This window comes from Rhizobium sp. Leaf321 (assembly GCF_001423215.1).
Classification (GTDB): Bacteria; Pseudomonadota; Alphaproteobacteria; order Rhizobiales; family Rhizobiaceae; genus Neorhizobium; species Neorhizobium soli.
In genome coordinates this window covers 105,860-129,098 of sequence record NZ_LMOF01000003.1, presented here as the reverse complement: position 1 = coordinate 129,098, position 23,239 = coordinate 105,860, and the positions used below count along the sequence as shown (strand labels likewise).

Sequence of the window (23,239 nt, the reverse complement as noted above, 5' to 3'; positions counted from 1 at the left end):
CTGCCCTCAAGTCGACCGTGCGTGTGCCAGATCTCCAAGCAGACCGGCGGCGACGGAAATCTTCGAGAGCGTCAGATCGCCGCTTTCGCTGAGGCTCATCAGTTCGGCGCCGATGCGGTTGACGCGCAGTCGATCGCCAGCGATCCAGGCCTCCACCGGCTTCTTGTCCTTGCGGTGCTCGGTCAGGACGGCAATGACGATGTCACGGCGGGCCGAGGCGAGCTGTTGAAGGCTGCGCGAAAGCGCCAGGCTTTCGTAATGATCGCTTGTGCCAATCCGCTCGCCGGCCACGATCAGCCGGTTGACGCGGAACGTTTCGGTGACGGCGAAATAGCTCTCGATGGCGCGCGCCATGCTTTCGCCGGTCCGGTCGGCAATCCGCATGATCTCCGGCACGATGACGAGGGCCGATAGCAGGCGTATTTCTTTCACGAGACCGGACGGCGCACCTTCGGCCTCAAGTTCTGCGGCAAGCGGGCCCGTTTCGGCGATGATATCGTCGGTCACGGTGGCGCGCAGCCCCTTGATGGCGGCCCTGAGCCTGGCGATAGCTTCAGTCAGCTCCGTCGTGCCGATCTGCGTCTGGAGTGCGAGATAGGTGCCGATGCCGATGATGCGGGTAACCTGGGCATAGAGATCATTCTGAACCCTGCCCGAGATCTTGCCATCCAGCTGGTCGATTTCGGCCCAGATGTTTTCCAGGTCGAAGCCATCGCGAACGAGGAAGAGTGCCTTGACGACATTGGCCGCGGTGGCGCCCGTCATGTCGCTCATCATGTGGATAAAGCCCGGCCCGCCGCGGTTGATGGCTTCGTTTGCAAGCGCCGTCGCGACGATCTCGCGGTGCAGGCGGTGGCCGGCAATATCGGCGGCATAAGCCTTCTGCATCTTCGCCGGGAAATAGGCTTTCAGCACGGATGCGAAATACGGGTCGTCGGGGATGGTGCTGTCGATCAGGGCGTCGAACAGGACGATCTTCGAGTAGGAGACGAGCACGCCGATCTCCGGTCGTGTCAGCGGCCGGCCGCTGGCATAGCGCTCGGCAAGTTCGACATCGTCGGGCAGCGTTTCGACCTTGCGGTTCAGCCGCCCTTCGCTTTCGAGGACCGACATCAGGCGGGCTAGCTGCTCGCGATTGGCGGCACCCTTGCGCTCGACGAGCGAAATCGCCAGCGGTTGCAGGTAGTTGTTGCGCAAGACGAGATGACCCACGTCTTCCGTCATGGAGGCGAGCAGCGTGTTGCGCTTGGCGCGAGTCAGCCTGCCGTCCTGCATGGCCGGATTGAGCGCGATCTTGATATTGACCTCGACGTCGGACGAATTGACGCCCGCGGAATTGTCGATCGCGTCGGAATTGCAGCGCCCGCCGGCAAGCGAATAGGCGATGCGGCCCTTCTGGGTGACGCCAAGATTGGCACCCTCGCCGATGACGCTGGCACCGACTTCCGCGGCCGTGATGCGGATCGGATCATTGGCGCGGTCGCCCACTTCGGTATCGGTTTCGGACGCGGCCTTGATATAGGTGCCGATGCCGCCGAACCAGAGAAGATCCACCTTGCTTTTCAGGATCGCCGTCAGAATCTCGAAGGGCGAGGCCGTCATCTTGTCGAGCCCGATCGCCCCTGCCGCCTGTTTGGTCAGCTTCACGGATTTTTCGGTGCGCGAAATGATCATCGCACCTTCAGAGAGTGTCGAGCGGTCGTAATCCTGCCAGCTGGAGCGGGCAAGGGCGAACATGCGGCTGCGCTCGGCGAAGGATTTTTCGATATCCGGATCCGGATCGATAAAGATGTCGCGGTGGTCGAAGGCGGCGATCAGGCGGATCTTTTCCGACAGAAGCATGCCGTTGCCGAACACGTCGCCCGACATGTCACCGACGCCGGCGACGGAGAACGGCGTCGTCTGGATGTCGATGTCCTTTTCGCGGAAATGCCGCTTGACCGCTTCCCAGGCGCCGCGGGCGGTGATGCCCATCTTTTTGTGGTCGTAGCCGGCAGAGCCGCCCGATGCGAAGGCATCATCCAGCCAGAAGCCGGCTTCCTGCGCCAGTCCGTTGGCGGTGTCGGAGAAGGTTGCCGTTCCCTTATCGGCGGCGACGACAAAGTAAGGGTCGTCCTCGTCGATGCGCAGCGTGTTTTCGGGCGGGACCACCTCTCCGTCGATGATGTTGTCCGTGACCGACAGTAGCGTGCGGATATAGGTCTTGTAGGCTTCCTTGCCGGCGTTGAAGAAGGCGTCGCGCGAAGCGGCGGAGGGAAGCATCTTCGGGAAGAAGCCGCCCTTTGCGCCGACGGGAACGATAACGGCATTCTTGACCTGCTGCGCCTTCACAAGGCCCAGCACTTCGGTGCGATAATCCTCGCCGCGGTCCGACCAGCGGATGCCGCCTCGTGCGACCTTGCCGAAGCGCAGGTGAACGCCCTCGACTTCGGTGCCGTAGACGAAGATCTCGCGGAATGGACGTGGTTCCGGCAGGCCGTCGAGCATGTCAGGATCGAGCTTGAACGCCAGCATCGGCTTTGCGCCGCCGTTTTCGTCCACCTGGAAGTAGTTGGTGCGAAGCGTTGCGTCGATCGCGTTGACGAAGCGGCGCAGCGTGCGGTCCTCGTCGAGGTTCGGTACGTTGCCGAGCGCCTGCTCGATCGTCTCGTGCAGCTCGGTCAGCTTCCTGATGCGGGCTTTTTCGGCAATCTTCGGATCGAACCCGTCGCGGAACAGGCGGAAGACGGAGGCGGAAATTTCCGGATACTTGTTGAGCGTATCGGCGATGTAGGTCTGCGAGTAGACGATGCCGGCCTGGCGCAGATAGCGGGCATAGGCGCGCAGCACGGTCACTTCGCGGGCGGAAAGACCGGCAAGCAGAACGAGGCGGTTGAAGCCGTCATTGTCGATCAGCCCCTCAAACGCCCTGAGGAATGCGTCTTCGAGCCGCTGTCCTTCGCGCGCGAGATCGATCTCACGGGCGCCTTCGAGCTGCAGTTCCATGTCGTGCAGCACGATCCGGTCCGCCTGGGGGCCGGCGTGGATTTCGAATGTCTGCTCGCTGACCACGTGAAAGCCGAGATTTTCGAGAAGCGGCACGCGGCGCGACAGGGAAAGATGCTGGTCGCGGTGGAAGATCTTTAGCGAAACGGTGTTCGCATCGTCACCGGGGCGCCGGTAGAAGTCGATGCGGATGGTCTCGCCGGCAGCGCAGGCGGCAATATCGGGCAGGTCGGCAAAGGTTTCTTCCGGAGAGAACGCTTCCTGGAAAGCGCGGGTGACGGAAAGGCGGGGGCCGTCTTCCGCAAGCAATGCGAACCTGTCTTCCCACGGCGTCGCGATAAGGCGCACAGCCTCCTCGAGCTTTGCCTGCGCGACGCGCGGCGTCTTGCCGCCGCTGCGGCCGATGATCATGTGGACGCGGGCAACGCGGGCTTCCGGAAACGCCGGGTAATAGGCCGAGACGTGGCCGTCGAAGATTTCGCAGAGATACGCGCCGACCTTTTCGCGGACGATCGAATTATAATCCTCGCGCGGCACATAGACGATAACAGAGACGAAACGGTCGAAATGGTCGATACGCGGCAGCACGCGCACGCGCGGCCGCTCGCTCAGCTCCATGATCTGTTCGCAGAAGCTCGAGAGAACATCGAGATCGATCTGAAAAAGGTCGTCGCGCGGGTAGGATTCCAGCGTGTTTTCGAGCATGCGGCCCGAATGGCTTTCCGGATCGAACCCGAAATTCTTCTCGATGCGGGCGATCTTTGCGCGCAGCAGCGGCACGTCGCGGACGGACTGGGTATAGGCCGTGGAGGTGAAAAGGCCGACGATGCGCAGTTCGCCGACCACATTGCCCTTTTCGTCGAAGCGCTTCACCCCGACGTAATCCATATAGGCGCGACGGTGCACGACGGATTTGACGTTGGCCTTGGCGACGATGAGGAAATCCGGGCCGTCGAGAAATTCGAGGATCTCGGGCGTGGTCGTGACCTGATCCTTGCCCTGTCGCAGCACGAGCACATCCGGATCGGACAGGATGCCGAGGCCCCTGCCCTTGCCGCGCTCCACCTTGGCATCGGCGCCCTTGCCCGAATAGGTGTATTCGCGCATTCCGAGGAAGGTGAAATTGTCGTTCCTTAGCCAGTCAAGAAAAGCATACGCCTCGTCGGCATCGGCCTTCTTGCCTTTTTTCGCGTTGACGAGTTGGGCCTGGGCGTCTTTGAGAACGCCGAGCATCGCGGACCAGCCGGTGATGGCCTGGTGCACCTGGTTAAGAACAAAGCGGATTCGCTCGACCAGCCCGTCGGCTTGCTCGTCGTTGAGCTGGGGCACATGGATCTGGATCAGGCTGATGTGATGGGCCGGGTCGCCGGGTCGCTCGCTCGAGTGAAGCGTCGGCTGCTTGCCGGGTTCGATGACGAGGATCGGATGGACGGCCATCGTGAGGTCGCGATAGGCCGTCGTCACCTCACCCATGACCGAATCGAACAGGAAGGGCATGTTGCGATCGATCACCGTAATGATCGAAACGGGCATTCCATCGGGCTCGACGCCATCAAGGGTTTCGATTGTGATGTCGGCCTTGATTCGCGTCCAGGCTTTCAGCCGTCTTGCGGCATGTCCCGCGCACAGGGCAAGCATTTCTGGCGTGTAGTTTTCGAGATCGTCACTGCTGGCGCGGCTGAAGATCAGGAAGGGATCGAGATGGTCCTCCATGCCGGAAGCGGCCGCAATCTTGCCCGCCTTCTCGATCTGCTTGTCCCGCTTCGGGTTTTGCCGGCCTGCCATCTGTCTCTCCCTAAATTTTTTCTCAACGTGCGATAAAACGCAGCCAATGTCATTATGCTTTGCCGCGGTGTCTCACCGGTGCTTGCGGCTGGAATTTGTCATAGGCGTGTCACGTCTTGTTGACATGTCGACACAGAGATCCGATCAACGGTTCGATAACGTCGAAAGCAAGCATCATGCAGGGTAATTCAGGCGCGGTCATCGTCATTTCCAGCCATGTGATCCGTGGCTCGGTCGGTAACCGGGCCGCCGTCTTCGCGCTCGAGACCCTGGGATATCCCGTCTGGGCCATGCCGACCGTCGTTCTGCCCTGGCATCCCGGGCACGGTCCTTCGACGCGCCTGACGTTTCCCGAATCGGATTTCGACAAGGCTATAGACGATCTCATCCGGGCGCCATGGCTCGGCGAAGTGAAGGCGGTGCTGACCGGGTATTTCGGAACTGCCGCGCAGCCGCGCGCCGTGGCACGACTGATCGAGGCGCTGCGGAAAAACAACCCGGACCTTATCTATGTCTGCGATCCCGTGATGGGCGATCTCGGCGGGCTCTATATCCCGCAGCCGACAGCCGAAGCAATCCGCGACGAGCTTCTGCCGCTTGCCACCATCGCCACGCCGAACCGATACGAGCTTGCCTGGCTCTCGGGTGCACCGCTCGATGATAACAATGCGATCATGGAGGCAGCGATCGCGCTTGGGCCGCCGCGGATGCTGGTGACCTCGGCGGTGCCGATGATGACAGGCAGTACAGGCAATCTCTATCTCACCGGCAATCATGCGCTGCTGGCTGAACACCGGCTGATCGACCACGCCCCGAACGGGCTCGGAGACCTGCTCTCGGCGGTTTTTCTCGCCCGCGTCATGTCCGGCATGGATGAAGAGAAAGCCCTGCAGACAACGACTGCCAGCGTGTTCGAAGTGCTGGCGCGTTCGGTAAAGCGCGGGGCCAACGAGCTGACCCTGGAAATGGATGCCGCCAGCCTCTCGACGCCGATGGCGATGGTCCAGATGCGCCGGCTCGTGCATCCCCTTAAGAGGCGCAAGCCGTAAGCTCAAAGAGCATGCGCATCCACACAATGGCCGTTGATTCTCGTCTGGCTGCACGATAATCGTGAGCCATGAGCGAATTTCCAGAAAAACTGCTTTCGGGCTACCGTAACTTCATGAGTGGTCGCTACAGCGACGAGCGGGAGCGCTACCGCGCGCTCGCCGATACCGGCCAGAAGCCGCATACGCTCCTGGTTGCTTGTTGCGACAGTCGCGCGGCGCCCGAGACGATCTTCGACTGCGGTCCGGGAGAACTCTTCGTGGTCCGCAACGTCGCCAACATGGTACCGCGCTACGAGCCCGACAGCCAGTTTCACGGGACATCGGCTGCGGTCGAATACGCGGTGCAGGTGCTCGAGATCCGCAATATCGTCGTCATGGGCCACGGCCGCTGCGGCGGTATCCAGGCAGCGCTCGACGCTTCCATGAAGCCGCTGTCGGAGGGGGATTTCATCGGCAAGTGGATGGGTTTGGTCAGGCCTGCGGCCACGCAGATCCAGAGCAACGACCTGATGACCCAGAGCGAGCGTCAGACAGCGCTCGAACGGGTGTCGATCCGCAATTCGATCGCCAATCTGCAGACCTTCCCCTTCGTCCGCAATCTCACGGAAAAGGGAGAACTCGACATTCACGGCGCCTGGTTCGATATCTCGACCGGCGAGTTGTGGGTGATGAACGAGAAGGGCGATTTCACCCGGCCAGACATCAGTGTACCGGCGATCGAGGCCGAGCAGAGCCCGGCCTGATCATTTCAACCGTGTAACGGCTCAGCCGCCGTCGATCTGGGCGCCCATGTATGCGATCGCCTGCTGGTAGACGGTTGCCGCGTTCCAGCCTTGGATGGCGACGAAATTCGGCTCGCCCTGCTGGTAACCGGCGCCTGTACGCCAGCCATGACCCTTGAGGAAGTTGGCGGTCGATGCCAGCGCATCGGCGCGCGAACGGACCATGTCGATATGGCCGTCGCCATCACCATCAGCGCCGTAGCGGATGACGTTGAGCGGCAGGAACTGCGTCTGGCCGATTTCGCCATGCGCTGCACCCTTTGCAGTGGTGCTGAGATCACCGCGGGCAACGAGCTGCAGGGCAGCGTAAAGCTGTTCGGTAAAGTAGGCCGAGCGGCGGCAGTCATAGGAAAGCGTCGCGACGGCCGACAGCGTATGCTGGTCGCCCATGTAATTGCCGAAACCGGTTTCCATGCCCCAGATTGCCAGGATCGGGCCGGCCGGAACGCCGTAGCGGCGCTCAATCGACGCAAACAGCGCTGCGTTGGATTTCTTCATGGACTTGCCGCGCGAGATGATCGTTGCGCCACCGCGCTTCTTCATGAACTCGTCGAAGGAAAGCTTGAAGCTTTTCTGGCCGCGGTCGGCGCGAATGGTCGGGCGGTTGTAGACGACGTTAGCAAAGGCGCGGTCGAGAACTGCAGGGCTGATACCCTTGGACGGTGCCTGCTGCTTGAAATCGGCGACCCAGCGGTCGAAACCGGCTCCATCATTGCCGCAGGCGGCGGCAAAGGCCGGGGCTGCGGTTGCAAGCGTTGCTGCTGCGATCAATCCTGCCAGAATAGTCTTCATCATGCGGTCAAACCCGTCGAAAGTCCGGATTGCTTGGCCGAAAGCTTCCGGAAGAATTGCGCTATATTCGGCCTTATGACCCCAGTGGCGGATAATCGCAATTCATCTTCCCATGAATAGTTCGTGAAGAGAGACGAATCGAAAAAACCCCGTCATTTCTGACGGGGCTTTCTAAGCGGATTTGCTTAATAAAGTACGTTACTTATCAAGCAGCAACCTTGCGTGGCTTGATCAGACCGCGATTGACCAGAAGTTCGGCGATCTGGATCGCGTTCAGCGCGGCACCCTTGCGCAGGTTGTCGGAGACGACCCAGATGTTGAGTCCGTTTTCGACGGTTGCGTCTTCGCGGATACGCGAAATGTAGGTCGCATCTTCACCGGCGCATTCGAGAGGCGTGATGTAGCCACCGTCTTCGTGCTTGTCGATCACGAGGCAACCCGGCGCTTCGCGCAGGATATCGCGGGCCTGATCGGCCGTGATCTCGTTTTCGAACTCGATGTTGACGGATTCGGAGTGGCCGATGAAGACCGGAACGCGAACGGCCGTGCAGGTGACACGGATCTTCGGGTCGAGCATCTTCTTGGTCTCGGCCAGAACCTTCCACTCTTCCTTCGTGTAGCCGTCTTCCATGAAGCTATCGATATGCGGGATGACGTTGAAGGCAATACGCTTGGTGAACTTCTTCGATTCGACCGGATCAGCCACGAACACGGCGCGCGTCTGGGTGAAGAGTTCGTCCATGCCTTCCTTGCCGGCACCGGACACCGACTGGTAGGTGGAAACGACGACGCGCTTGATCTTGGCAAAGTCATGCAGCGGCTTCAGCGCGACGACGAGCTGGGCCGTCGAGCAGTTCGGATTGGCAATGATGTTCTTCTTGGAGAAACCGACGATGGCGTCGGGGTTCACTTCCGGAACGATCAGCGGCACTTCCGAATCGTAGCGCCAGGCGGACGAGTTGTCGATGACGACGCAGCCCTGCGCACCGATCTTCGGCGACCACTTCTTGGAGGCATCGCCGCCGGCGGACATCAGGCAGATGTCGGTATCGGAGAAATCGTAGTTCTCGAGGTTGGACACCTTGAGCGTCTTGTCACCGAAGGAGACTTCCGTGCCCTGGCTGCGGGCGGAGGCGAGTGCGACGACTTCATCAGCCGGAAAACCACGTTCCGCCAGAATGTTCAGCATTTCCCTGCCGACATTGCCGGTTGCACCGGCGACTGCGATCTTGAAACCCATTTCTTTGCTCTCTTTCTGTCTCTCCTCGGTTTTCTGAGGGGGAAGCCCGTGTCGCGCGCGACGCGGTGTTCCTTGTCCCCGGCCGTACCGGGGAGAGAGCGGTGGCCAGAGACGTCAGACGATAATTTTCGTCGTCGTTTTGGCCGTGGTTTTGTCGGAAACCGAAAGGGCAACATCCAGCCGCCCGGCAGATACTGCCAGGTCATAGCACGCAGCAAAGCGAAAGTCGCGGCGAAGCATGGACACTCCTTTTCCAACGCTGCTCATAAAAGATTTTGCCACAGAGTCAAGGTTGATGCGATCGGACATCGGCGCCGTTATCACGTTTCTGTCATTGCACTGTCATCGCATGGGGCTATGCCCGAACCTCTATGCGACGCAACGACGGGGGTTTTCCATGCGTATGCTTCTTGCTGCCTTTGCAGCCACCACAATTCTTTCCGGCGGCATGCAAGCCGCCCACGCCGCGAACGTCTTTCCGCTTGATCGGGCGACGATCCTGACCGGCTCACCATTCGATTTCAAGGTCGAGTTCAGCTCGGTCGTAAAGCCTGAGGACGTCAAGATCACCGTCAACGGCCAGGACTACAAGTCTGTGTTCGGCAAGGATATCGAGTTCGTTGCAGAAGAGAAAAACAAGGACAAGGTTCTCGGTTCCGCCGTCGTGCTGCGCGCACTGACGATCGCGAATGCCGGCGACTACAAGGTTGAAGTCTCTGCTGGTCCGGAAACCAAGAGCGTGACCTGGAACGTTTATGGCACCGCGGCGCAGCCAAAGGCCAAGAACGTGATCTTCCTGATCGGTGACGGTCTTTCCGTGGCGCATCGCACCGCTGCCCGCATCATGGCCAAGGGCATGACCGAGGGCAAGGCGAACGGTCGTCTCGCAATGGACGACATCCCGCCGGCAGCCTTTGTCGGGACGTCCGCGACGGACGCTGTCGCCACCGACAGCGCCAACACGATGTCGGCCTATATGACCGGCCACAAGACAGCCGTGAACGCGATCGGCGTCTATGCCGATCGCACGCCTGACTCGATGGACGATCCGAAGGTTGAAACATACGCGGAAGCGGTCCGCCGCCAGACGAAGAAGTCGATCGGCATCGTCACGACCGCAGAAGTTCAGGACGCAACACCCGCAGCCGTCGTCGCCCATACCCGCAAGCGCGGCGACAAGGCGGAAATCAACGGCATGCTGTTCGACGTCAAGCCCGACGTCCTGCTGGGCGGCGGTTCCGCCTACTTCCTGCCCCAGGCGACGCCTGGATCCAAGCGCAAGGACGACAAGGACTATATCGCCCTGTTCAAGGACGCCGGCTACATGCTTGCGACCAGCAAGGCTGAACTGGCAACGGCATCTGGCACCAATACCGGCAAGATCCTCGGCCTGTTCCACACCGGCAACATGGACACGACGCTTGACCGCGAATTCCTGAAAAAGGGCACGACGGCGAAGTTCCCGGATCAGCCGGGCCTCGTCGACATGACCAAGGTCGCGCTCGACACGCTGTTGAAGAACCCGGACGGCTTCTTCCTGATGGTCGAAGCTGCAAACATCGACAAGATGTCCCATCCGCTGGACTGGGACCGTGCGGTCGTCGATACGATCGAATTCGACAAGGCGATCGCCGCAGCCCGCGAATTTGCCGACAAGAACCCCGACACGCTGATCATCGTCACCGGCGATCATACCCACGGTGTTTCGATCATCGGTACGGTCAACGATGAAAAGCCGGGCGACGACATGCGTGAAAAGGTCGGGACCTATGCCGAGGCAGGCTTCCCGAACTATATGGACGAGAACAAGGACGGTTATCCTGACAAGGTCGATGTTACCAAGCGCCTGTTCCTGAACGCCAATAACGGCCCTGATCATTACGAGACATTCCGTCCGAAGCTCGACAATCCCTTCGTTCCGGCCATCCAGAACGAAAAGAAGGAATATGTCGCCAACGAAGCCTACAAGGATGTCCCTGGTGCCGTTCTCGTGACCGGCATCATTCCGAAAAGCGCCGACAGTGGCGTCCATGCGGTTGACGACGTCGTGCTTCAGGCTGCCGGCCCGGGTTCGGAAGGCTTCCGCGGCTATATGGAGCAGAGCGACGTCTACAAGGTTCTCGCGGAAACTTTCGCGCTGGGCGCCAAGCAGACCAACTGATCAGACCTATTGGGCCTGAACGACCAAAGAGGGGCATGTCCTGAGGCGTGCCCCTATCTACTTCAGATATCGCGGGACTTGAAGATATGCCTCAGCTGCAGGATGATGACGGCGCTCGTCAAGGGAAAGTGATTATGGGAGCGCTCGAGATGGTCGACCGTCGCCAGATGCTCAAGACCTCGCTTGGCATCATTGCCGGCCTGCCGCTGCTGATATCAGGCGCAACCGCCCGCGCAGGAAACGGGCTTTCCTTCGACGAACTCTACGGCAAGGTCAGCGTTCTCGGACTGGAATTTTCCGACAAGGTCAAGCGGCTGAACGGCCAGGAGATCGCCATGCGCGGTTTCATGGCGCCACCGCTGAAGGCGGAAGCCTCGTTCTTCGTTCTGACCGAAGTGCCGATGTCGATCTGCCCGTTCTGCTCCACCGATGCGGACTGGCCAGACAATATCGTCGTTGTCTATCTCGATGAGAAGCAGACATTCACCCAGCCAAGCCAGACGATCGAGGTGCGCGGCACGCTCGAGATGGGCTCGTGGACCGATCCGGACACCGGCTTCGTGAGCCTGCTGCGGATCCGACAGGCGGAATACGGTACGGTCTGACGACATGATGCCTCTGAAGGTGCAATCTCTCGCCGTCTCGTTTCCCGGTCTGGCGACACCGGTTCTTTCCATCGATGCTCTCGAGATCGCCGCCGGCAGCCGCGTTGCGCTGACGGGCGGTTCGGGATCCGGCAAGAGCACGCTTCTCAATATCATTGCGGGGCTCGAGCGTGTTCGCACCGGTGAGGTCATCTGGGGTGGGCAGGATATTGCCAGACTGTCGGAAGGCCGGCGAGACCGTTGGCGGGCCGAAAATGTGGGCCTCGTAATGCAGGATTTCCATCTGTTTGCGGGCCTCTCCGCGCTGGATAACGTGCTGCTGCCGGCACGGCTTTCGCGGGTCTCGACCCCGAATCTGGTGAAAAGAGCGCATGAGCTGATCGAGACCGTGGGGTTGAAGCGACCCGGTCAGTCCGTCGAGATCATGTCGCGCGGCGAGATGCAGCGGGTGGCGATCGCCCGGGCGCTGCTGCGCAAGCCGGGTATCATAATTGCCGACGAGCCGACGGCAAGCCTCGATGTCGAAAACGGCGAGGCGGTCGGGGATCTGCTTCTGTCGGTCGCGGCCGGTGCCGGCAGCACGCTCGTTGTGGCGACGCACGACCAACGCATGATCGAACGCCTCGACCGGCGCATCGTGCTCAGGAGCGGGTGCATCGTCGGCGATGATGTTGTCGGGAAGGTGCCGGTATGATCCGTTTTATTGTCGCCGACCTGCGGCGTCTCTGGCTGGGCTGCGCCGTCGTGGTGCTTCTGGTTGCCTTAGCTACGGCGCTCGGGGTTGCCGTGACCCTGCAGGAACGGTCGCTGCGTCTCGGCAGTGCGCGTGCCGCCGACAAGTTCGATCTCGTGATCGGCGCCTCCGGCAGCGAAACGCAGCTGATCCTCTCCTCGATCTTTCTCCAGCCCGCGCCGCTGCCGCTGGTCGATGGAGAGCTACTTTCGAAACTTGCAGCCGATCCGCGCGTCGCCTGGGCAGCTCCCGTTGGTTTTGGCGATTCCTTTGCCGGCTATCCGATCGTGGGAACGACGACGACGCTTGTGACCAGCACGACGCCGGGCTTTGGCGAGGGGCGTATGTTTGCCGCGGAAGGCGAAGCGGTTCTCGGCGCTTCCGTTATTCTTCCGGTCGGCGCCGTCGTCAAGCCGATGCATGGAACAGCCGAAACCGGTGGTCCAACCCATACGGACATCGCATACAAGGTCGTGGGCAAGCTGAAACCGACCGGCACGCCATGGGACCGCGCCATTCTCGTGCCGATCCAGGCCGTATGGCACGTTCATGGTTTAGGCGCTGAGCATGAGCACGAGGACGCAAGCACGGAGCCTGCGGCAGCTGTCGCCTCTACCACCCATGACGAAGACCATCATCACGGCGGCATCGATCCGGATGCGCCGCTCGTTGAGGATTTCGGCGCTGATACCCCCGGCCTTCCAGCGATTCTGGTCAAACCGAAGTCGATTGCCGATGCCTATCGCCTGCGTCAGGCCTATCGCGGCAATGGCACGGTGGCGGTCTTTCCCGGCGAGGTGCTGACCGGCCTTTATGCGACGCTTGGCGATGCGAAAATGGTGTTGAGCGCGGTCGCTGCGGGATCGCAGGCGCTTGTCGCGGCGGCACTGGTGCTGGTGACGGTCATCCATGTGGGGCAACGGCGCCGGCAGATCGGCGCGCTGCGCGCGTTCGGGGCACCACGCGGCGCCGTGTTCCTCATCGTTTGGCTGGAGCTGCTTCTCCTGGTTGCGCTCGGCATCGGGCTCGGCTTCGTCTGCGGGCTACTGGCAGCGCAGTTCGGCGCCCATCTGTTTACCGCGAAAAGCGGGGTCATCCTGCCGGTCGGGTTCACGAGAGACGACGTACGTCTGGCACTTTTTCTGCTGGGCTTTGCAGCGGTCCTTTCGGCCGTGCCGGCACTTCTTGCCTATCGCCAGTCGCCCGCCCAGGCGCTTCGCTCCTGACCACTCCGGGCTACGTCATTAGACGAAAGTCATAAGCCGAAAGCATGTCTCATCCGGCGTGCCAAATTCTGTCACTCTGCAACGATTGCGCTAACCTGTCTGGCCGAGGAGGAGAATGGCCGGACAGGAAGGCACGGAGTTCATCTTGTTGGGAGGACGACAATGGCACACGTCGCAACGGCAGCCCGGACGAAGGCTAGCCCCATGACGCGCGAGGAAAAGAAGGTCATCTTCGCCTCGTCGTTGGGTACCATTTTCGAATGGTATGATTTCTATCTCTACGGAACGCTTGCCGTCATCATCGGCCGGCAGTTCTTTTCGGCGTTTCCGCCCGCCACGCAGGCCATCTTTGCACTGCTGGCCTTTGCTGCAGGCTTTCTCGTCCGCCCCTTCGGCGCACTGGTCTTTGGACGGCTCGGCGATCTTGTCGGACGCAAATATACCTTCCTGGTCACGATCGTGATCATGGGCCTATCGACATTCTTTGTCGGTCTTCTGCCAAGCTACGAGCAGATTGGTGCAACGGCGCCCATCCTTCTCATCGCGCTGCGCATGTTGCAGGGCCTGGCGCTCGGTGGCGAATACGGTGGTGCTGCTGTCTATGTGGCCGAGCACGCGCCCCCCGGTCGCCGCGGATTTTACACGGCCTGGATTCAGACGACGGCGACGCTTGGCCTGTTGCTGTCGCTCGCCGTCATCGTGACGCTGCGCGTCAACATGGGTGAAGAAGCCTTCGCCACCAGCTATCCGGTCATATTCGGTCTGCTGGGCGGCTGGCGCATTCCGTTCCTCGGATCGGCACTGCTGCTTGCGGTCTCCATCTACATCCGCTTGCAGATGAACGAGTCCCCCGTCTTCCAGAAGATGAAGGAAGAAGGCACCCGTTCGAAGGCACCGCTGACGGAAGCCTTCGGCACCTGGAAGAACGGCAAGATCGTCCTGATCGCACTGTTCGGTCTTGTCGTCGGCCAGGCCGTCGTCTGGTATACTGGCCAGTTCTACGCGCTGTTCTTCCTGCAGAGCATCCTGAAAGTCGACCTTCTGACGGCGAACGTACTGATTGCCTGGTCGCTTCTTCTCGGCACACCATTTTTCCTCGTCTTCGGTGCGCTGTCTGACCGCGTGGGCCGCAAATGGGTCATTCTGGCAGGCTGCGCGCTCGCAGCGGTCACGTACTTCCCGCTGTTCCACGCATTGACCAATACCGCCAATCCGACCTACGCGGCAGCGATCAAAAACGTCCAGATCCAGGTTTCGGCGGATCCGGCGACATGCGGATCCCTGTTCGACCCGGTTGGTATCAGGACCTTCACGCAGCCCTGCGACGTCGCGAGACGCACGCTGTCGCAGCAGGCGTTTACCTACAGGCTGGTGCCAGCAGCCGCCGGTGCGCCAACCACGGTCAGCGTGGCGGGCACGGACGTTCCCGTTGCCAATGTGACGTTGCCGGACGGCAAGACCGAAACCTTCGCCCAGCGTCTCGGCCCGGCCAGCGTGGCAGCCGGCTACCCTGCCGCCAACGATGCTGCCAAGGTGCGTGTGGATGGCTTCTTCGCGGTGTTCGGCAATGCCCAGGCTTTGACGGTCATCGCCATTCTCTGGGTCATGGTCGTCTATGTGACGATCGTCTACGGCCCGATCGCCGCGGCGCTGGTGGAGTTTTTCCCGACACGCATCCGCTATACCGCCATGTCGCTGCCGTATCACATCGGCAACGGCTGGTTCGGCGGGCTGCTGCCGGCCACCTCCTTCGCGATCGTTGCCTCGACCGGGGATATCTATGCCGGCCTCTGGTACCCGGTCGGCTTTGCCGTTCTCACGATCATCATCGGAGCGGTCTTCGTGAAGGACCGGCGCAATATCGATCTTAACGACTGATCAGTCAGCAAAAAAGAAGGGCCCGGCGGAAATGCCGGGCCCTTTTTCGTTTCAGGGCAGTGGTCCCCTCGCGGGATGCCTCAGGCCGAGAGGCCGGCAAATTCCTTGAGGATGGCGTCGCCCATGTCGCCGGTGCCGACTTGGCGGCAGCCGTCGGCCATGATGTCGCCGGTGCGGATGCCCTGGTCGAGAACTTTGGCGATCGCCTTTTCCAGGTTGTCGGCTTCAGTGATCATGTTGAAGGAATAGCGAAGACACATGGCAAAGGACGCGATCATGGCGATCGGGTTGGCAATGCCCTTGCCGGCAATATCCGGTGCCGAACCATGGACCGGCTCGTACAGCGCCTTGCGCTTGCCGGTCTTGCCATCGGGTGCGCCGAGGGACGCGGACGGCAGCATGCCGAGCGAACCCGTCAGCATGGCCGCAACATCAGACAGCATGTCGCCGAACAGGTTGTCGGTGACGATGACGTCGAACTGTTTCGGCGCGCGAACCAGCTGCATGCCGCCGGCATCGGCCAGCATGTGGTCCAGCTTCACATCGGAATACTTGGCCTTGTGGATTTCGGTGACGACCTGGTTCCACAGCACGCCGGATTTCATCACGTTGCGCTTTTCCATCGAGCACACGGCATTCTTGCGGGTGCGCGCCAGTTCGAAAGCAACGCCTGCGATGCGTTCGATCTCGTAGGTGTCGTAGATCTGGGTATCGATGCCGCGCTTCTGGCCGTTGCCGAGATCGATGATTTCCTTCGGCTCACCGAAATAGACGCCGCCTGTGAGTTCGCGGATGATCAGGATGTCGAGCCCGTCCACCAGTTCGGGTTTCAGCGAAGAGGCGGCGGCAAGCGCCGGATAGCAGATGGCCGGGCGCAGATTTGCGAAAAGCTCCATATCCTTGCGCAGACGCAGCAGGCCGGCTTCCGGGCGCACCTCATAGGGCACACTATCCCATTTCGGACCGCCGACGGCGCCGAACAGGACGGCATCGGCCGCCATCGCTTTTTCCATATCCGCGTCGGAAATGGCGGCGCCATGCGCATCATAGGCGCAGCCGCCGACCAGACCTTCGTCGGTGACGAAATCGGCACTCATGGCGTCGTTCATATGGGCGATGATCTTGCGCACTTCGCCCATGGCCTCTGGACCGATGCCATCACCGGGAAGCAGGAAAAGGTGTTTTGCCATTGTGCAGATGTCCTTGATTGTTCAGGCGGCGGTTGGGCAGCTGTTTCAGGAAGCGCCGGCACCGATGCGTGCGGTCACTTCGATCTCGATTTTCATTTCAGGGGTGGTGAGGCCGCAGACGATCATGGTCGCTGCCGGCCGAATCTGGGCAAATACCGATCCGACGACCTCGACCACGGCATCGTAGTCGGCCATGTCGACGAGATAATAGCGCACGCGGACCACGTCCTTCAGGCTGCTGCCGGCTTCGCCAAGCGCTTTTGCGATAGTGGCGAGCGCGTTGCGGGTCTGGTCAGCGACATCGTCAGGCATCACCATCAGGGCATAGTCATAGCCCGTCGTGCCCGAGACATAGACCATGTCACGGTCAACAACTGCGCGGGAATAGCCGATCCGCGCTTCGAAGGTTGATCCCAAGGAGATATGCGTGACCATCTGATGACCCTCAGAGCCAGGGGCGTTCCGTGCTGTTCTTGTCCTCGAAACTCGAGATTACGGCGTCGCTCTTTAATGTCGAAGCAATATCGTCGAGACCTTCCAAGAGGATCTGGCGTCGGCCGGGATCGATGTCAAAATGCAGCGAGCCGCCATCCGGACCTGTGATCTTCTGCGCTTCGAGATCGATCGAAATGACGGCATTGGAGCCGCGATCCGCATCGTCGAGCAGCTTTTCGAGATCTTCTGGAGACACGATGATCGGCAGGATGCCGTTCTTGAAACAGTTATTGTAGAAAATATCGGCAAAGCTGGTCGAGATCACGCAACGGATGCCGAAATCGAGAAGTGCCCAAGGCGCGTGCTCACGCGACGAGCCGCAGCCGAAATTGTCGCCAGCCACCAGGATCTTGGAATTGCGATAGGCCGGCTTGTTCAAGATGAAATCCGGGTTTTCTGACCCATCCTGATTGTAGCGGGATTCTGCAAACAGTCCCTTGCCGAGACCGGTTCGCTTGATCGTCTTCAGGTAGTCCTTGGGAATGATCATGTCGGTGTCGATGTTGACGACCGGAAGCGGCGCTGCGACGCCTGTGAGTTGCGTGAACTTGTCCATGATCTGCCTCCAAGGGAGTTGTCGTGAAGGCCAAATAAAGCAATTTGCCGCCGATTTGAAGGGCATTATGCCTTCAACCGGTACTCCGCTGCGCCAGAGCGCGCAGGCGGAGCGAACATGATGACGCTAGAGGTCGATGATGGTACCGCGGCCGTCGTTCCACACACGGATATCGCGGCTGGCCGGCTTTGGTCCGAACGATTTCGCTCGCACGGGTACAGGGTTCAACCTGGTCGAGATCGCCCTACCAATTGAAAGAAGGACGAGAATGCCGGCAAATGCGACGGTCAGATACGCTGTAAAGAGCGCCGCCATGGCAAGCACCGCAATAGCTGAGGCGACGACGAAAAATGCACGAATGTTTTGCATGGATCATACCTTTCAACGTCTGAAATGTGGGACCGGCCGGCCCCGCTTACAAGTGGTTTCACGACCTCCTGTCTTGCCGAGGGCCAAAAAGCTTGTCACAACCACGTTATGACTTTTCCCAATGATTACATGGTCCCGAAGCGATGGCCGCTCTGATCCGGCGCTCGCTCCTGAGCGTTCCCGCGAGCAACACCCGTGCGCTTTCGAAAATCCCGCAGCTCGACTGCGACGGCGTGATTTTCGATCTGGAGGATTCCGTGGCATTCGCGCAGAAAGCGGAAGCGCGGGATAACCTCCGCAGAAGCTTTGCCGAGCTGAATTCCGATGGTCTCGAGACGGCTATCCGGATCAATCCGCTCACAAGCGAATTCGGTCCTGCGGATCTCGAGCTCATCGTCGAACTTCTGCCGGATGCGGTGGTCATTCCCAAGGTTGAGCATGCGGACGACGTCCGGGTGATCGCCGCGCGCCTTTCTCAGGCGGGCGTGCCGGAGAGGGTCTCTATCTGGGCGATGATCGAAACGCCGCTCGGCGTCCTCAACGCCGCCGAAATCTCGAGCGTGGGCGGACGGATCAAATGCCTCGTCGTGGGGCTCAACGATCTTCGCAAGGCAACGGGTGTTTTGCCGCAACCGGGGCGGGCCAATCTCATACCCTGGTTGATGCAGGTCGTGCTGGCAGGCAGGGCCTATGGTGTCGATGTGATCGACAGCGTGTTTAACGATTTCAAGGACGAAGTCGCGTTCGAAGCCGAGTGCGCCCAGGGCCGCGCCATGGGATTTTCAGGCAAGATGCTGATCCATCCGGCGCAGATCGACGCGGCCAACCGTCATTTCGGTCCTGATGATGATGCGCTTGAAGAGGCGCGCGCCATCATCGAGGCCTTCCGCCAGCCGGGAGCCGAAACGCTCAACGTCATCAACCTCGACGGTCGCATGGTCGAGCGTCTGCATCTCGAAGATGCGGAAAAGCTCGTCGCCAGCGCGGCGGTCATCGCCAACAGAAAGAGAAAGCCATGAAAGTATATCGTTTCATCACCGGTCCTGACGATGCCGCCTTTTGTCACCGGGTGACGGCGGCGCTGAACAAGGGCTGGGAACTCTCCGGTTCGCCAAGCTACGCCTTCAACGGCAAGACGGGCGAGATGCATTGCGGCCAGGCCGTGATGAAGACCGTAGAAGGCAAGGAATACAGCCCCGACATGAAGCTCGGCGAGCAGTAAAAAGCTAGGCCGAGGTGTGTCTGCCAGCGCTGGATCAGCGCTGGCTTGCTTCCTCGGCGCTCGCCTCGATGCGCTCCATGTCGTCGTCACTCAGGCCGAAGTGATGGCCGATCTCGTGGATAAGGACGTGGGTGATGATATCGCCCAGCGTTTCCTCATTCTCCGCCCAGTAATCGAGGATAGGCCGGCGATAGAGCCGGATGCGATTGGGCAGTTCGCCGGTTTCGACCGTAAACCGTTCCGAAATGCCACGTCCTTCGAACAGGCCCAGAAGGTCGAACGGCGTTTCCAGCGCCATGTCTTCGAAAACGTCGTCGTCCGGAAATTCTTCGACCTCAATGGTGAGGTTCGTCGTGAGTTTGCGGAATTCGTCCGGAAGGTGGCTGTAGGCTTCTAATGCCAGCGACTCGAACGTGCTGATCGTCGGCGCATGGCGATCCTGCCAATCATCGGTCTGGTCAATGCGGGCCATGGGATCTCCTTCCAACTCAGGCACATATAATACCTGAAGCAGCTATTTCGAGAAAAGAATCATTGCGATAGCTTTTAGAGGAAAAGATTCCTGATCGGGAGCTGTTGACTCTTTGCCACGTGTCTGGAATCCATAAGAACATAAAGCGAACATTATCGATGGAGTTAACGCCATGGCCAAAGGTGCCTGGGCGCGGGAGAGACTTTTGCCCTGCGCAAGCCGATCTCGGAAACGGAAAGCGGTCGGCGAGCTTGCTCGTGATGCTCGCGTCTGGTCTGGATTGGAACCCGCATGACCGCCTGTTTTCGATCCCCTCTGGCGCATCGACAGAGGCGTATTCTGACACTCGTGTTCCCGCGTCTGTCAACCGACAGAATCGCGCGCCGCCGCTGGGGTATGGACTGGCGGTCTTACCGCCATCACGACCATCCACCGATCGTCTTTGCCGGGCGCCACGCCGACAGGATGTGCCTGACAGTGCTCGACGCGGCCGCCGAACGCCTTAACCTGAAGCTGGGGCAGGGCGTTTCAGAAGCGCGAGCGATCTTTCCGGAGCTCGACGTGATGGACGAAGACGATGATGCCGACGCGGCGCTTCTGATGGCGCTCTCCGACTGGTGCGACCGATATACGCCACTGGTGACGCTAGAAGGGCGCAACGGGCTCTCTCTGGATATCACGGGCTGTGCGGATTACGGTGGCGGAGAGCAGGGCTTGCTCGGCAATGCCTCCCACAGACTCCGTCAGATGGGTTTCGACGTCAAAGGGACACTCGCATCTTTTCCGGGCGTGTGGAGCGATTCTGCTTCTGCCGCGGACGGAACCTATGGCGGCGCGTTGTTTCGATCGAGTGACGTCCGAGCCTTTTCAGAGATATCGCAGCGACACAGCAGCCGGTTAGGCATCACTGCCTCCGATCACGGATCGTTGATAAAGGGGTTATGATATGTCAATTACCGGGCTGGATTCTTTCTTGACATCGCTTGTCCTCTTTTGCAAAAAGTCTGTATCGAGGTCAATGTTCTCCAGGTCGATCCAAAATGCTGGTTTGCAGTTGCAATTACATCACCGAAAGGGAGATCAAGGATACGATCATCCAACTCCTCACTGAGGACTGTTGGCAGCTGATCGTTCCCGTCAAGGTCTACCATGCGATGGAAAAACGCGGCCGTTGCTGCGGTTGCTTTCCCAATGTCGTCGATCTGATCATAAAGACCACTGAGGAATATCACGCCCAGCGGCACTCGACGGAAGCTGACGTGATCGTCTATATGTCGCGCTTGAAACAACTCCACGAAGAAAACAGGAGAGCGGACATTGAAAGGCGACTTACAGGTCATCGAGCGGCTTAACGAGGCACTCTTCCTCGAACTTGGCGCTGTGAACCAATACTGGCTGCACTATCGTCTCCTGCATGATTGGGGTTTTACCAAGCTTGCCAAGAAGGAGAGGGCCGAATCCATCGAAGAGATGCAGCATGCCGATCGCCTGATCGACCGCATCATCTTTCTCGAGGGTCATCCGAACCTTCAGACGCTGGCACCGCTTCGCATCGGCCAGAACGTCAAGGAAGTTCTCGAAGCCGATCTGGCTGGCGAATACGATGCCCGCACCGCCTACAAGGCGTCGCGTGATATCTGTCACGCCGCCGGCGACTATGTCTCCATGAAGCTTTTCGAACAGCTGCTGATGGATGAGGAAGGTCATATCGACTTCCTGGAAACGCAGCTCGAACTTCTCTCGAAGATCGGCGAAGAGAGATACGGCCAGCTCAACGCGGAATCAGCCGACTCCGCTGAGTAAAGCTCAAATCATCGACACTCTATCGCTCGAGCCCGGTGGAAGATGCTTTCACCGGGCTTTGCTTTATCCGACCAGCGCTAACCGGACGTGCAATCAGCCTGCCGGCGCGAGGTGGGCAAATTCGGCGACGACCCTGTCATAGACCGCGCGCTTGAACGGCACGATCAGGCCGGGCAGATCCTGCATCGGCTTCCATTCCCAGGCATCGAATTCAGCCGTATGGCCGCCCGGCGGCGGGTTGATGGCGATCTCGCTTTCATCGCCGTCAAAGCGGAAGGCAAACCAGCGCTGCGTCTGTCCGCGATACTTTCCCTTCAGTCCGATACCGATCAGGTGTTCCGGAAGATCGTAATTGATCCACTCGCCGGCTTCGGCAAGCAGCGCGACGGAACGCATGCCCGTTTCTTCGTACAGTTCACGATAGGCGGCGGGCAGGGGATCTTCGCCCTTGTCGATCCCGCCCTGCGGCATCTGCCACAGTTGCGGAGACCCGTCGAATTCGCTGTTGCCGGCAGCAATGCGGCGTCCGGCCCAAACGAGGCCCTCGCTGTTGAGCACCATGACCCCGACGCAGGGACGATAGGGAAGATCGTCCGCTTTCACCGGTTTCTTGTGATCCTTGGCCATATCATTCCCCCTTGCTTCAAGGTGCCACGCTCTCGCGGGCAAGCGTCGATACACCGACGATTTCTACACCGCGTTGCGAGGCTTCGTCGGCCCATTTGCGGATCGCCGCGATGCTCTCGTCGAAGGCGGAGGCGATGCCGATTGCCGTTCCCTTGCGTTGGGCTATCCGCTCCAGTTCGTCAAGTTTCTTGAGGATCGCGTCGGATTGAAGCTGACCGTCCAGGGTCAGGTCACCGAAGGCGTGCGGCAGTTGCATCGCCTTTGCCAGCACCTCCGTCTTCGACTGGGCCGAGGTGCCGTCATCGAGGAACAGCAGGCCGCGGGAGGCCATGTCGCGCAGGACAGGCTCAAGCGCCTTGACGTCGGAGAGATAGCGGCCGCCCTGGTAGTTCATGATCCCCGTATAGTTGGTGATCTCGCCCATCGCCACGTGCAGTCGCTCAAGGTTCTTTGCGGCAGGATCCTTGACGAGAAGTGTGCCGGGTCCAGGGTCGTTGGCCGGATAGTCGTAAGGCTCGAACGGGACCTGGATGATGATTTCGTGGCCCGCGCGGCGCGCTTCCTGCATCCAGCGCTGCAGGCTGTTGCCGCTTGCAGCAAGGCCTAGCGTTACGCCTGGCGGCAGTTGCTGGATTGCGCGCTGGGTGCCCGTCTGGCTGAGGCCGAGGCCACCGACCACGATCGCGATCCTTGTGCCGCGGGCGCCGGACCAGGGTCGTGCATACTGATCCATCGGTCGCAGGCCATCCTCGCCGAGGATCGGCAGTTTGCCGTATTCCGTGTCTTCCAGAAGAGACGTATTCGGCTCTGCCGCAAATCGCGGGTCCTGGCCAATTCTCTGGGCATTGATAAGGACGGGACCGTTTCCATCCCTTGCGCGCGGCGTGTATTTTGTCACGACCGAGCCGTCCGCCATCCGGTTCTGCTCAATGGTCGCGCCGGAATTCGGATTGGACCGGGGCATGCCGTTGGGGTTGGCATTTTCGGGAGAAACTGCATCATCGGCAGGTGTCTTGGGGGCGATCGCCGTGGAGGAGGGGGGCTCGCTCGAGGCGATGCGCTCAAGCTGAGGGTCGTTTCGCATCGCATAGATCGACAAGCCGACGACGGCAATCACGCCGATGCTTCCTAAAACGGCAACGGCCGACAGGCGACGCGCCGTTCGTCGCTTCGGCGGCCGGTTTTGACCGAGCGGTGCATGGAGATCGCTGCCCAAGGGATATGCCCGCGTCTGCGCTGCCGAAATGAATGCGGTCAGGCGGCTGTGAT

General features: G+C 60.3%; 23 protein-coding genes. 12 read left to right on the top strand and 11 right to left on the bottom strand.

Annotation, left to right across the window (positions count from 1 at the left end; all coding sequences use genetic code 11):
• Window positions 1-6: 6 nt before the first annotated feature.
• Window positions 7-4,770 (bottom strand): NAD-glutamate dehydrogenase, encoded by a 4,764-nt coding sequence (locus ASF70_RS02235; RefSeq protein ID WP_062577064.1) that lies wholly within the window; start codon window positions 4,768-4,770, stop codon window positions 7-9.
• A gap of 173 nt (window positions 4,771-4,943) precedes the next feature.
• Here ASF70_RS02235 and pdxY point away from each other — a divergent pair, with 173 nt between their 5' ends.
• Entirely contained in the window at window positions 4,944-5,819 is an 876-nt protein-coding gene (pdxY, locus tag ASF70_RS02230) for a pyridoxal kinase PdxY (protein ID WP_062577192.1), read from the top strand.
• A gap of 68 nt (window positions 5,820-5,887) precedes the next feature.
• Window positions 5,888-6,562, top strand: a complete 675-nt coding sequence (locus tag ASF70_RS02225; protein WP_062462828.1) for a carbonic anhydrase — start codon at window positions 5,888-5,890, stop codon at window positions 6,560-6,562.
• Between the two features lie 21 nt (window positions 6,563-6,583).
• Here ASF70_RS02225 and ASF70_RS02220 read toward each other — a convergent pair whose 3' ends face one another.
• The 3 genes from ASF70_RS02220 to ASF70_RS24390 form a co-directional block, all read right to left on the bottom strand.
• Entirely contained in the window at window positions 6,584-7,396 is an 813-nt protein-coding gene (locus ASF70_RS02220; RefSeq protein ID WP_062462825.1) for a lytic murein transglycosylase, read from the bottom strand.
• Between the two features lie 202 nt (window positions 7,397-7,598).
• Window positions 7,599-8,633, bottom strand: a complete 1,035-nt coding sequence (locus ASF70_RS02215; RefSeq protein WP_062577062.1) for an aspartate-semialdehyde dehydrogenase — start codon at window positions 8,631-8,633, stop codon at window positions 7,599-7,601.
• A 114-nt stretch (window positions 8,634-8,747) separates the two neighbouring features.
• The gene (locus ASF70_RS24390) at window positions 8,748-8,942 is read right to left on the bottom strand and encodes a hypothetical protein (protein ID WP_156461724.1); all 195 of its coding nucleotides are present in this window, start codon (window positions 8,940-8,942) and stop codon (window positions 8,748-8,750) included.
• Between the two features lie 88 nt (window positions 8,943-9,030).
• Between ASF70_RS24390 and ASF70_RS02210 the strand changes: the two genes are divergently transcribed.
• The 5 genes from ASF70_RS02210 (at window position 9,031) to ASF70_RS02190 (ending at window position 15,236) form a co-directional block, all read left to right on the top strand.
• Complete coding sequence (locus tag ASF70_RS02210; RefSeq protein WP_062577060.1) at window positions 9,031-10,794, top strand: alkaline phosphatase; 1,764 nt, start codon at window positions 9,031-9,033, stop codon at window positions 10,792-10,794.
• Window positions 10,795-10,928: 134 nt separating this feature from the next.
• On the top strand, window positions 10,929-11,399 hold the full coding sequence (locus tag ASF70_RS02205) for a hypothetical protein (RefSeq protein WP_244473923.1): 471 nt from the start codon (window positions 10,929-10,931) through the stop codon (window positions 11,397-11,399).
• 4 nt (window positions 11,400-11,403) lie between these two features.
• Entirely contained in the window at window positions 11,404-12,093 is a 690-nt protein-coding gene (locus ASF70_RS02200; RefSeq protein WP_062577058.1) for an ABC transporter ATP-binding protein, read from the top strand.
• The gene (locus tag ASF70_RS02195) at window positions 12,090-13,358 is read left to right on the top strand and encodes an ABC transporter permease (RefSeq protein ID WP_062577057.1); all 1,269 of its coding nucleotides are present in this window, start codon (window positions 12,090-12,092) and stop codon (window positions 13,356-13,358) included. The genes ASF70_RS02200 and ASF70_RS02195 overlap by 4 nt, the downstream gene beginning before the upstream one ends.
• A 162-nt stretch (window positions 13,359-13,520) precedes the next feature.
• Window positions 13,521-15,236, top strand: coding sequence for an MFS transporter (locus ASF70_RS02190; RefSeq protein ID WP_062577054.1), 1,716 nt, complete (start codon window positions 13,521-13,523; stop codon window positions 15,234-15,236).
• Window positions 15,237-15,316: 80 nt separating this feature from the next.
• Here the strand turns inward: ASF70_RS02190 and leuB are convergent, their stop codons facing one another.
• The 4 genes from leuB to ASF70_RS02170 form a co-directional block, all read right to left on the bottom strand.
• Window positions 15,317-16,426 (bottom strand): 3-isopropylmalate dehydrogenase, encoded by a 1,110-nt coding sequence (gene leuB, locus ASF70_RS02185; RefSeq protein WP_062577051.1) that lies wholly within the window; start codon window positions 16,424-16,426, stop codon window positions 15,317-15,319.
• Window positions 16,427-16,471: 45 nt separating this feature from the next.
• Entirely contained in the window at window positions 16,472-16,861 is a 390-nt protein-coding gene (locus ASF70_RS02180; protein ID WP_062577049.1) for a RidA family protein, read from the bottom strand.
• Between the two features lie 10 nt (window positions 16,862-16,871).
• Window positions 16,872-17,477 carry a 3-isopropylmalate dehydratase small subunit gene (leuD, locus tag ASF70_RS02175; RefSeq protein ID WP_062462796.1) on the bottom strand — a complete coding sequence of 202 codons (606 nt, stop codon included), beginning with the start codon at window positions 17,475-17,477 and terminating at the stop codon, window positions 16,872-16,874.
• Between the two features lie 126 nt (window positions 17,478-17,603).
• Complete coding sequence (locus ASF70_RS02170) at window positions 17,604-17,846, bottom strand: hypothetical protein (protein WP_062577046.1); 243 nt, start codon at window positions 17,844-17,846, stop codon at window positions 17,604-17,606.
• Between the two features lie 143 nt (window positions 17,847-17,989).
• Between ASF70_RS02170 and ASF70_RS02165 the strand changes: the two genes are divergently transcribed.
• Together ASF70_RS02165 and ASF70_RS02160 are read left to right on the top strand one after the other, a co-directional pair.
• Complete coding sequence (locus ASF70_RS02165; RefSeq protein WP_062577044.1) at window positions 17,990-18,865, top strand: CoA ester lyase; 876 nt, start codon at window positions 17,990-17,992, stop codon at window positions 18,863-18,865.
• Complete coding sequence (locus ASF70_RS02160; protein ID WP_062462785.1) at window positions 18,862-19,068, top strand: DUF1737 domain-containing protein; 207 nt, start codon at window positions 18,862-18,864, stop codon at window positions 19,066-19,068. The genes ASF70_RS02165 and ASF70_RS02160 overlap by 4 nt, the downstream gene beginning before the upstream one ends.
• 34 nt (window positions 19,069-19,102) lie before the next feature.
• Here ASF70_RS02160 and ASF70_RS02155 read toward each other — a convergent pair whose 3' ends face one another.
• Window positions 19,103-19,540, bottom strand: a complete 438-nt coding sequence (locus ASF70_RS02155; protein ID WP_062462782.1) for a metallopeptidase family protein — start codon at window positions 19,538-19,540, stop codon at window positions 19,103-19,105.
• A gap of 477 nt (window positions 19,541-20,017) precedes the next feature.
• Here ASF70_RS02155 and ASF70_RS02150 point away from each other — a divergent pair, with 477 nt between their 5' ends.
• The 3 genes from ASF70_RS02150 (at window position 20,018) to bfr (ending at window position 21,343) form a co-directional block, all read left to right on the top strand.
• Window positions 20,018-20,485, top strand: a complete 468-nt coding sequence (locus ASF70_RS02150; protein WP_156461723.1) for a hypothetical protein — start codon at window positions 20,018-20,020, stop codon at window positions 20,483-20,485.
• Window positions 20,486-20,580: 95 nt separating this feature from the next.
• Window positions 20,581-20,892 (top strand): (2Fe-2S)-binding protein, encoded by a 312-nt coding sequence (locus ASF70_RS24485; RefSeq protein WP_062462776.1) that lies wholly within the window; start codon window positions 20,581-20,583, stop codon window positions 20,890-20,892.
• Window positions 20,858-21,343, top strand: a complete 486-nt coding sequence (gene bfr, locus ASF70_RS02140) for a bacterioferritin (protein WP_062462773.1) — start codon at window positions 20,858-20,860, stop codon at window positions 21,341-21,343. The genes ASF70_RS24485 and bfr overlap by 35 nt, the downstream gene beginning before the upstream one ends.
• Before the next feature lie 93 nt (window positions 21,344-21,436).
• On the opposite strand, the gene ASF70_RS02135 is transcribed toward bfr, so the two are convergent.
• Window positions 21,437-21,970: an RNA pyrophosphohydrolase gene (locus tag ASF70_RS02135; protein ID WP_062577041.1), complete on the bottom strand. Its 534-nt coding sequence runs from the start codon at window positions 21,968-21,970 to the stop codon at window positions 21,437-21,439.
• Between the two features lie 16 nt (window positions 21,971-21,986).
• Window positions 21,987-23,186, bottom strand: a complete 1,200-nt coding sequence (locus ASF70_RS02130) for a divergent polysaccharide deacetylase family protein (protein WP_062577038.1) — start codon at window positions 23,184-23,186, stop codon at window positions 21,987-21,989.
• Window positions 23,187-23,239 lie beyond the last annotated feature (53 nt).

What these genes read in the sequence shown, in the direction of transcription:
- ASF70_RS24390 (WP_156461724.1), bottom strand. Translation starts at nt 8,942, where the DNA reads ATGTCCGATCGCATCAACCTTGACTCTGTGGCAAAATCTTTTATGAGC.
- ASF70_RS02200 (WP_062577058.1), top strand. Translation starts at nt 11,404, where the DNA reads ATGATGCCTCTGAAGGTGCAATCTCTCGCCGTCTCGTTTCCCGGTCTG.
- ASF70_RS02160 (WP_062462785.1), top strand. Translation starts at nt 18,862, where the DNA reads ATGAAAGTATATCGTTTCATCACCGGTCCTGACGATGCCGCCTTTTGT.
- ASF70_RS02235 (WP_062577064.1), bottom strand. Translation starts at nt 4,770, where the DNA reads ATGGCAGGCCGGCAAAACCCGAAGCGGGACAAGCAGATCGAGAAGGCG.
- ASF70_RS02180 (WP_062577049.1), bottom strand. Translation starts at nt 16,861, where the DNA reads ATGGTCACGCATATCTCCTTGGGATCAACCTTCGAAGCGCGGATCGGC.
- leuB (WP_062577051.1), bottom strand. Translation starts at nt 16,426, where the DNA reads ATGGCAAAACACCTTTTCCTGCTTCCCGGTGATGGCATCGGTCCAGAG.
- ASF70_RS02225 (WP_062462828.1), top strand. Translation starts at nt 5,888, where the DNA reads ATGAGCGAATTTCCAGAAAAACTGCTTTCGGGCTACCGTAACTTCATG.
- ASF70_RS02195 (WP_062577057.1), top strand. Translation starts at nt 12,090, where the DNA reads ATGATCCGTTTTATTGTCGCCGACCTGCGGCGTCTCTGGCTGGGCTGC.
- ASF70_RS02190 (WP_062577054.1), top strand. Translation starts at nt 13,521, where the DNA reads ATGGCACACGTCGCAACGGCAGCCCGGACGAAGGCTAGCCCCATGACG.
- ASF70_RS24485 (WP_062462776.1), top strand. Translation starts at nt 20,581, where the DNA reads ATGCTGGTTTGCAGTTGCAATTACATCACCGAAAGGGAGATCAAGGAT.
- ASF70_RS02205 (WP_244473923.1), top strand. Translation starts at nt 10,929, where the DNA reads ATGGGAGCGCTCGAGATGGTCGACCGTCGCCAGATGCTCAAGACCTCG.
- ASF70_RS02220 (WP_062462825.1), bottom strand. Translation starts at nt 7,396, where the DNA reads ATGATGAAGACTATTCTGGCAGGATTGATCGCAGCAGCAACGCTTGCA.
- ASF70_RS02155 (WP_062462782.1), bottom strand. Translation starts at nt 19,540, where the DNA reads ATGGCCCGCATTGACCAGACCGATGATTGGCAGGATCGCCATGCGCCG.
- ASF70_RS02210 (WP_062577060.1), top strand. Translation starts at nt 9,031, where the DNA reads ATGCGTATGCTTCTTGCTGCCTTTGCAGCCACCACAATTCTTTCCGGC.
- leuD (WP_062462796.1), bottom strand. Translation starts at nt 17,477, where the DNA reads ATGGACAAGTTCACGCAACTCACAGGCGTCGCAGCGCCGCTTCCGGTC.
- ASF70_RS02215 (WP_062577062.1), bottom strand. Translation starts at nt 8,633, where the DNA reads ATGGGTTTCAAGATCGCAGTCGCCGGTGCAACCGGCAATGTCGGCAGG.
- ASF70_RS02135 (WP_062577041.1), bottom strand. Translation starts at nt 21,970, where the DNA reads ATGGCCAAGGATCACAAGAAACCGGTGAAAGCGGACGATCTTCCCTAT.
- ASF70_RS02165 (WP_062577044.1), top strand. Translation starts at nt 17,990, where the DNA reads ATGGCCGCTCTGATCCGGCGCTCGCTCCTGAGCGTTCCCGCGAGCAAC.
- ASF70_RS02170 (WP_062577046.1), bottom strand. Translation starts at nt 17,846, where the DNA reads ATGCAAAACATTCGTGCATTTTTCGTCGTCGCCTCAGCTATTGCGGTG.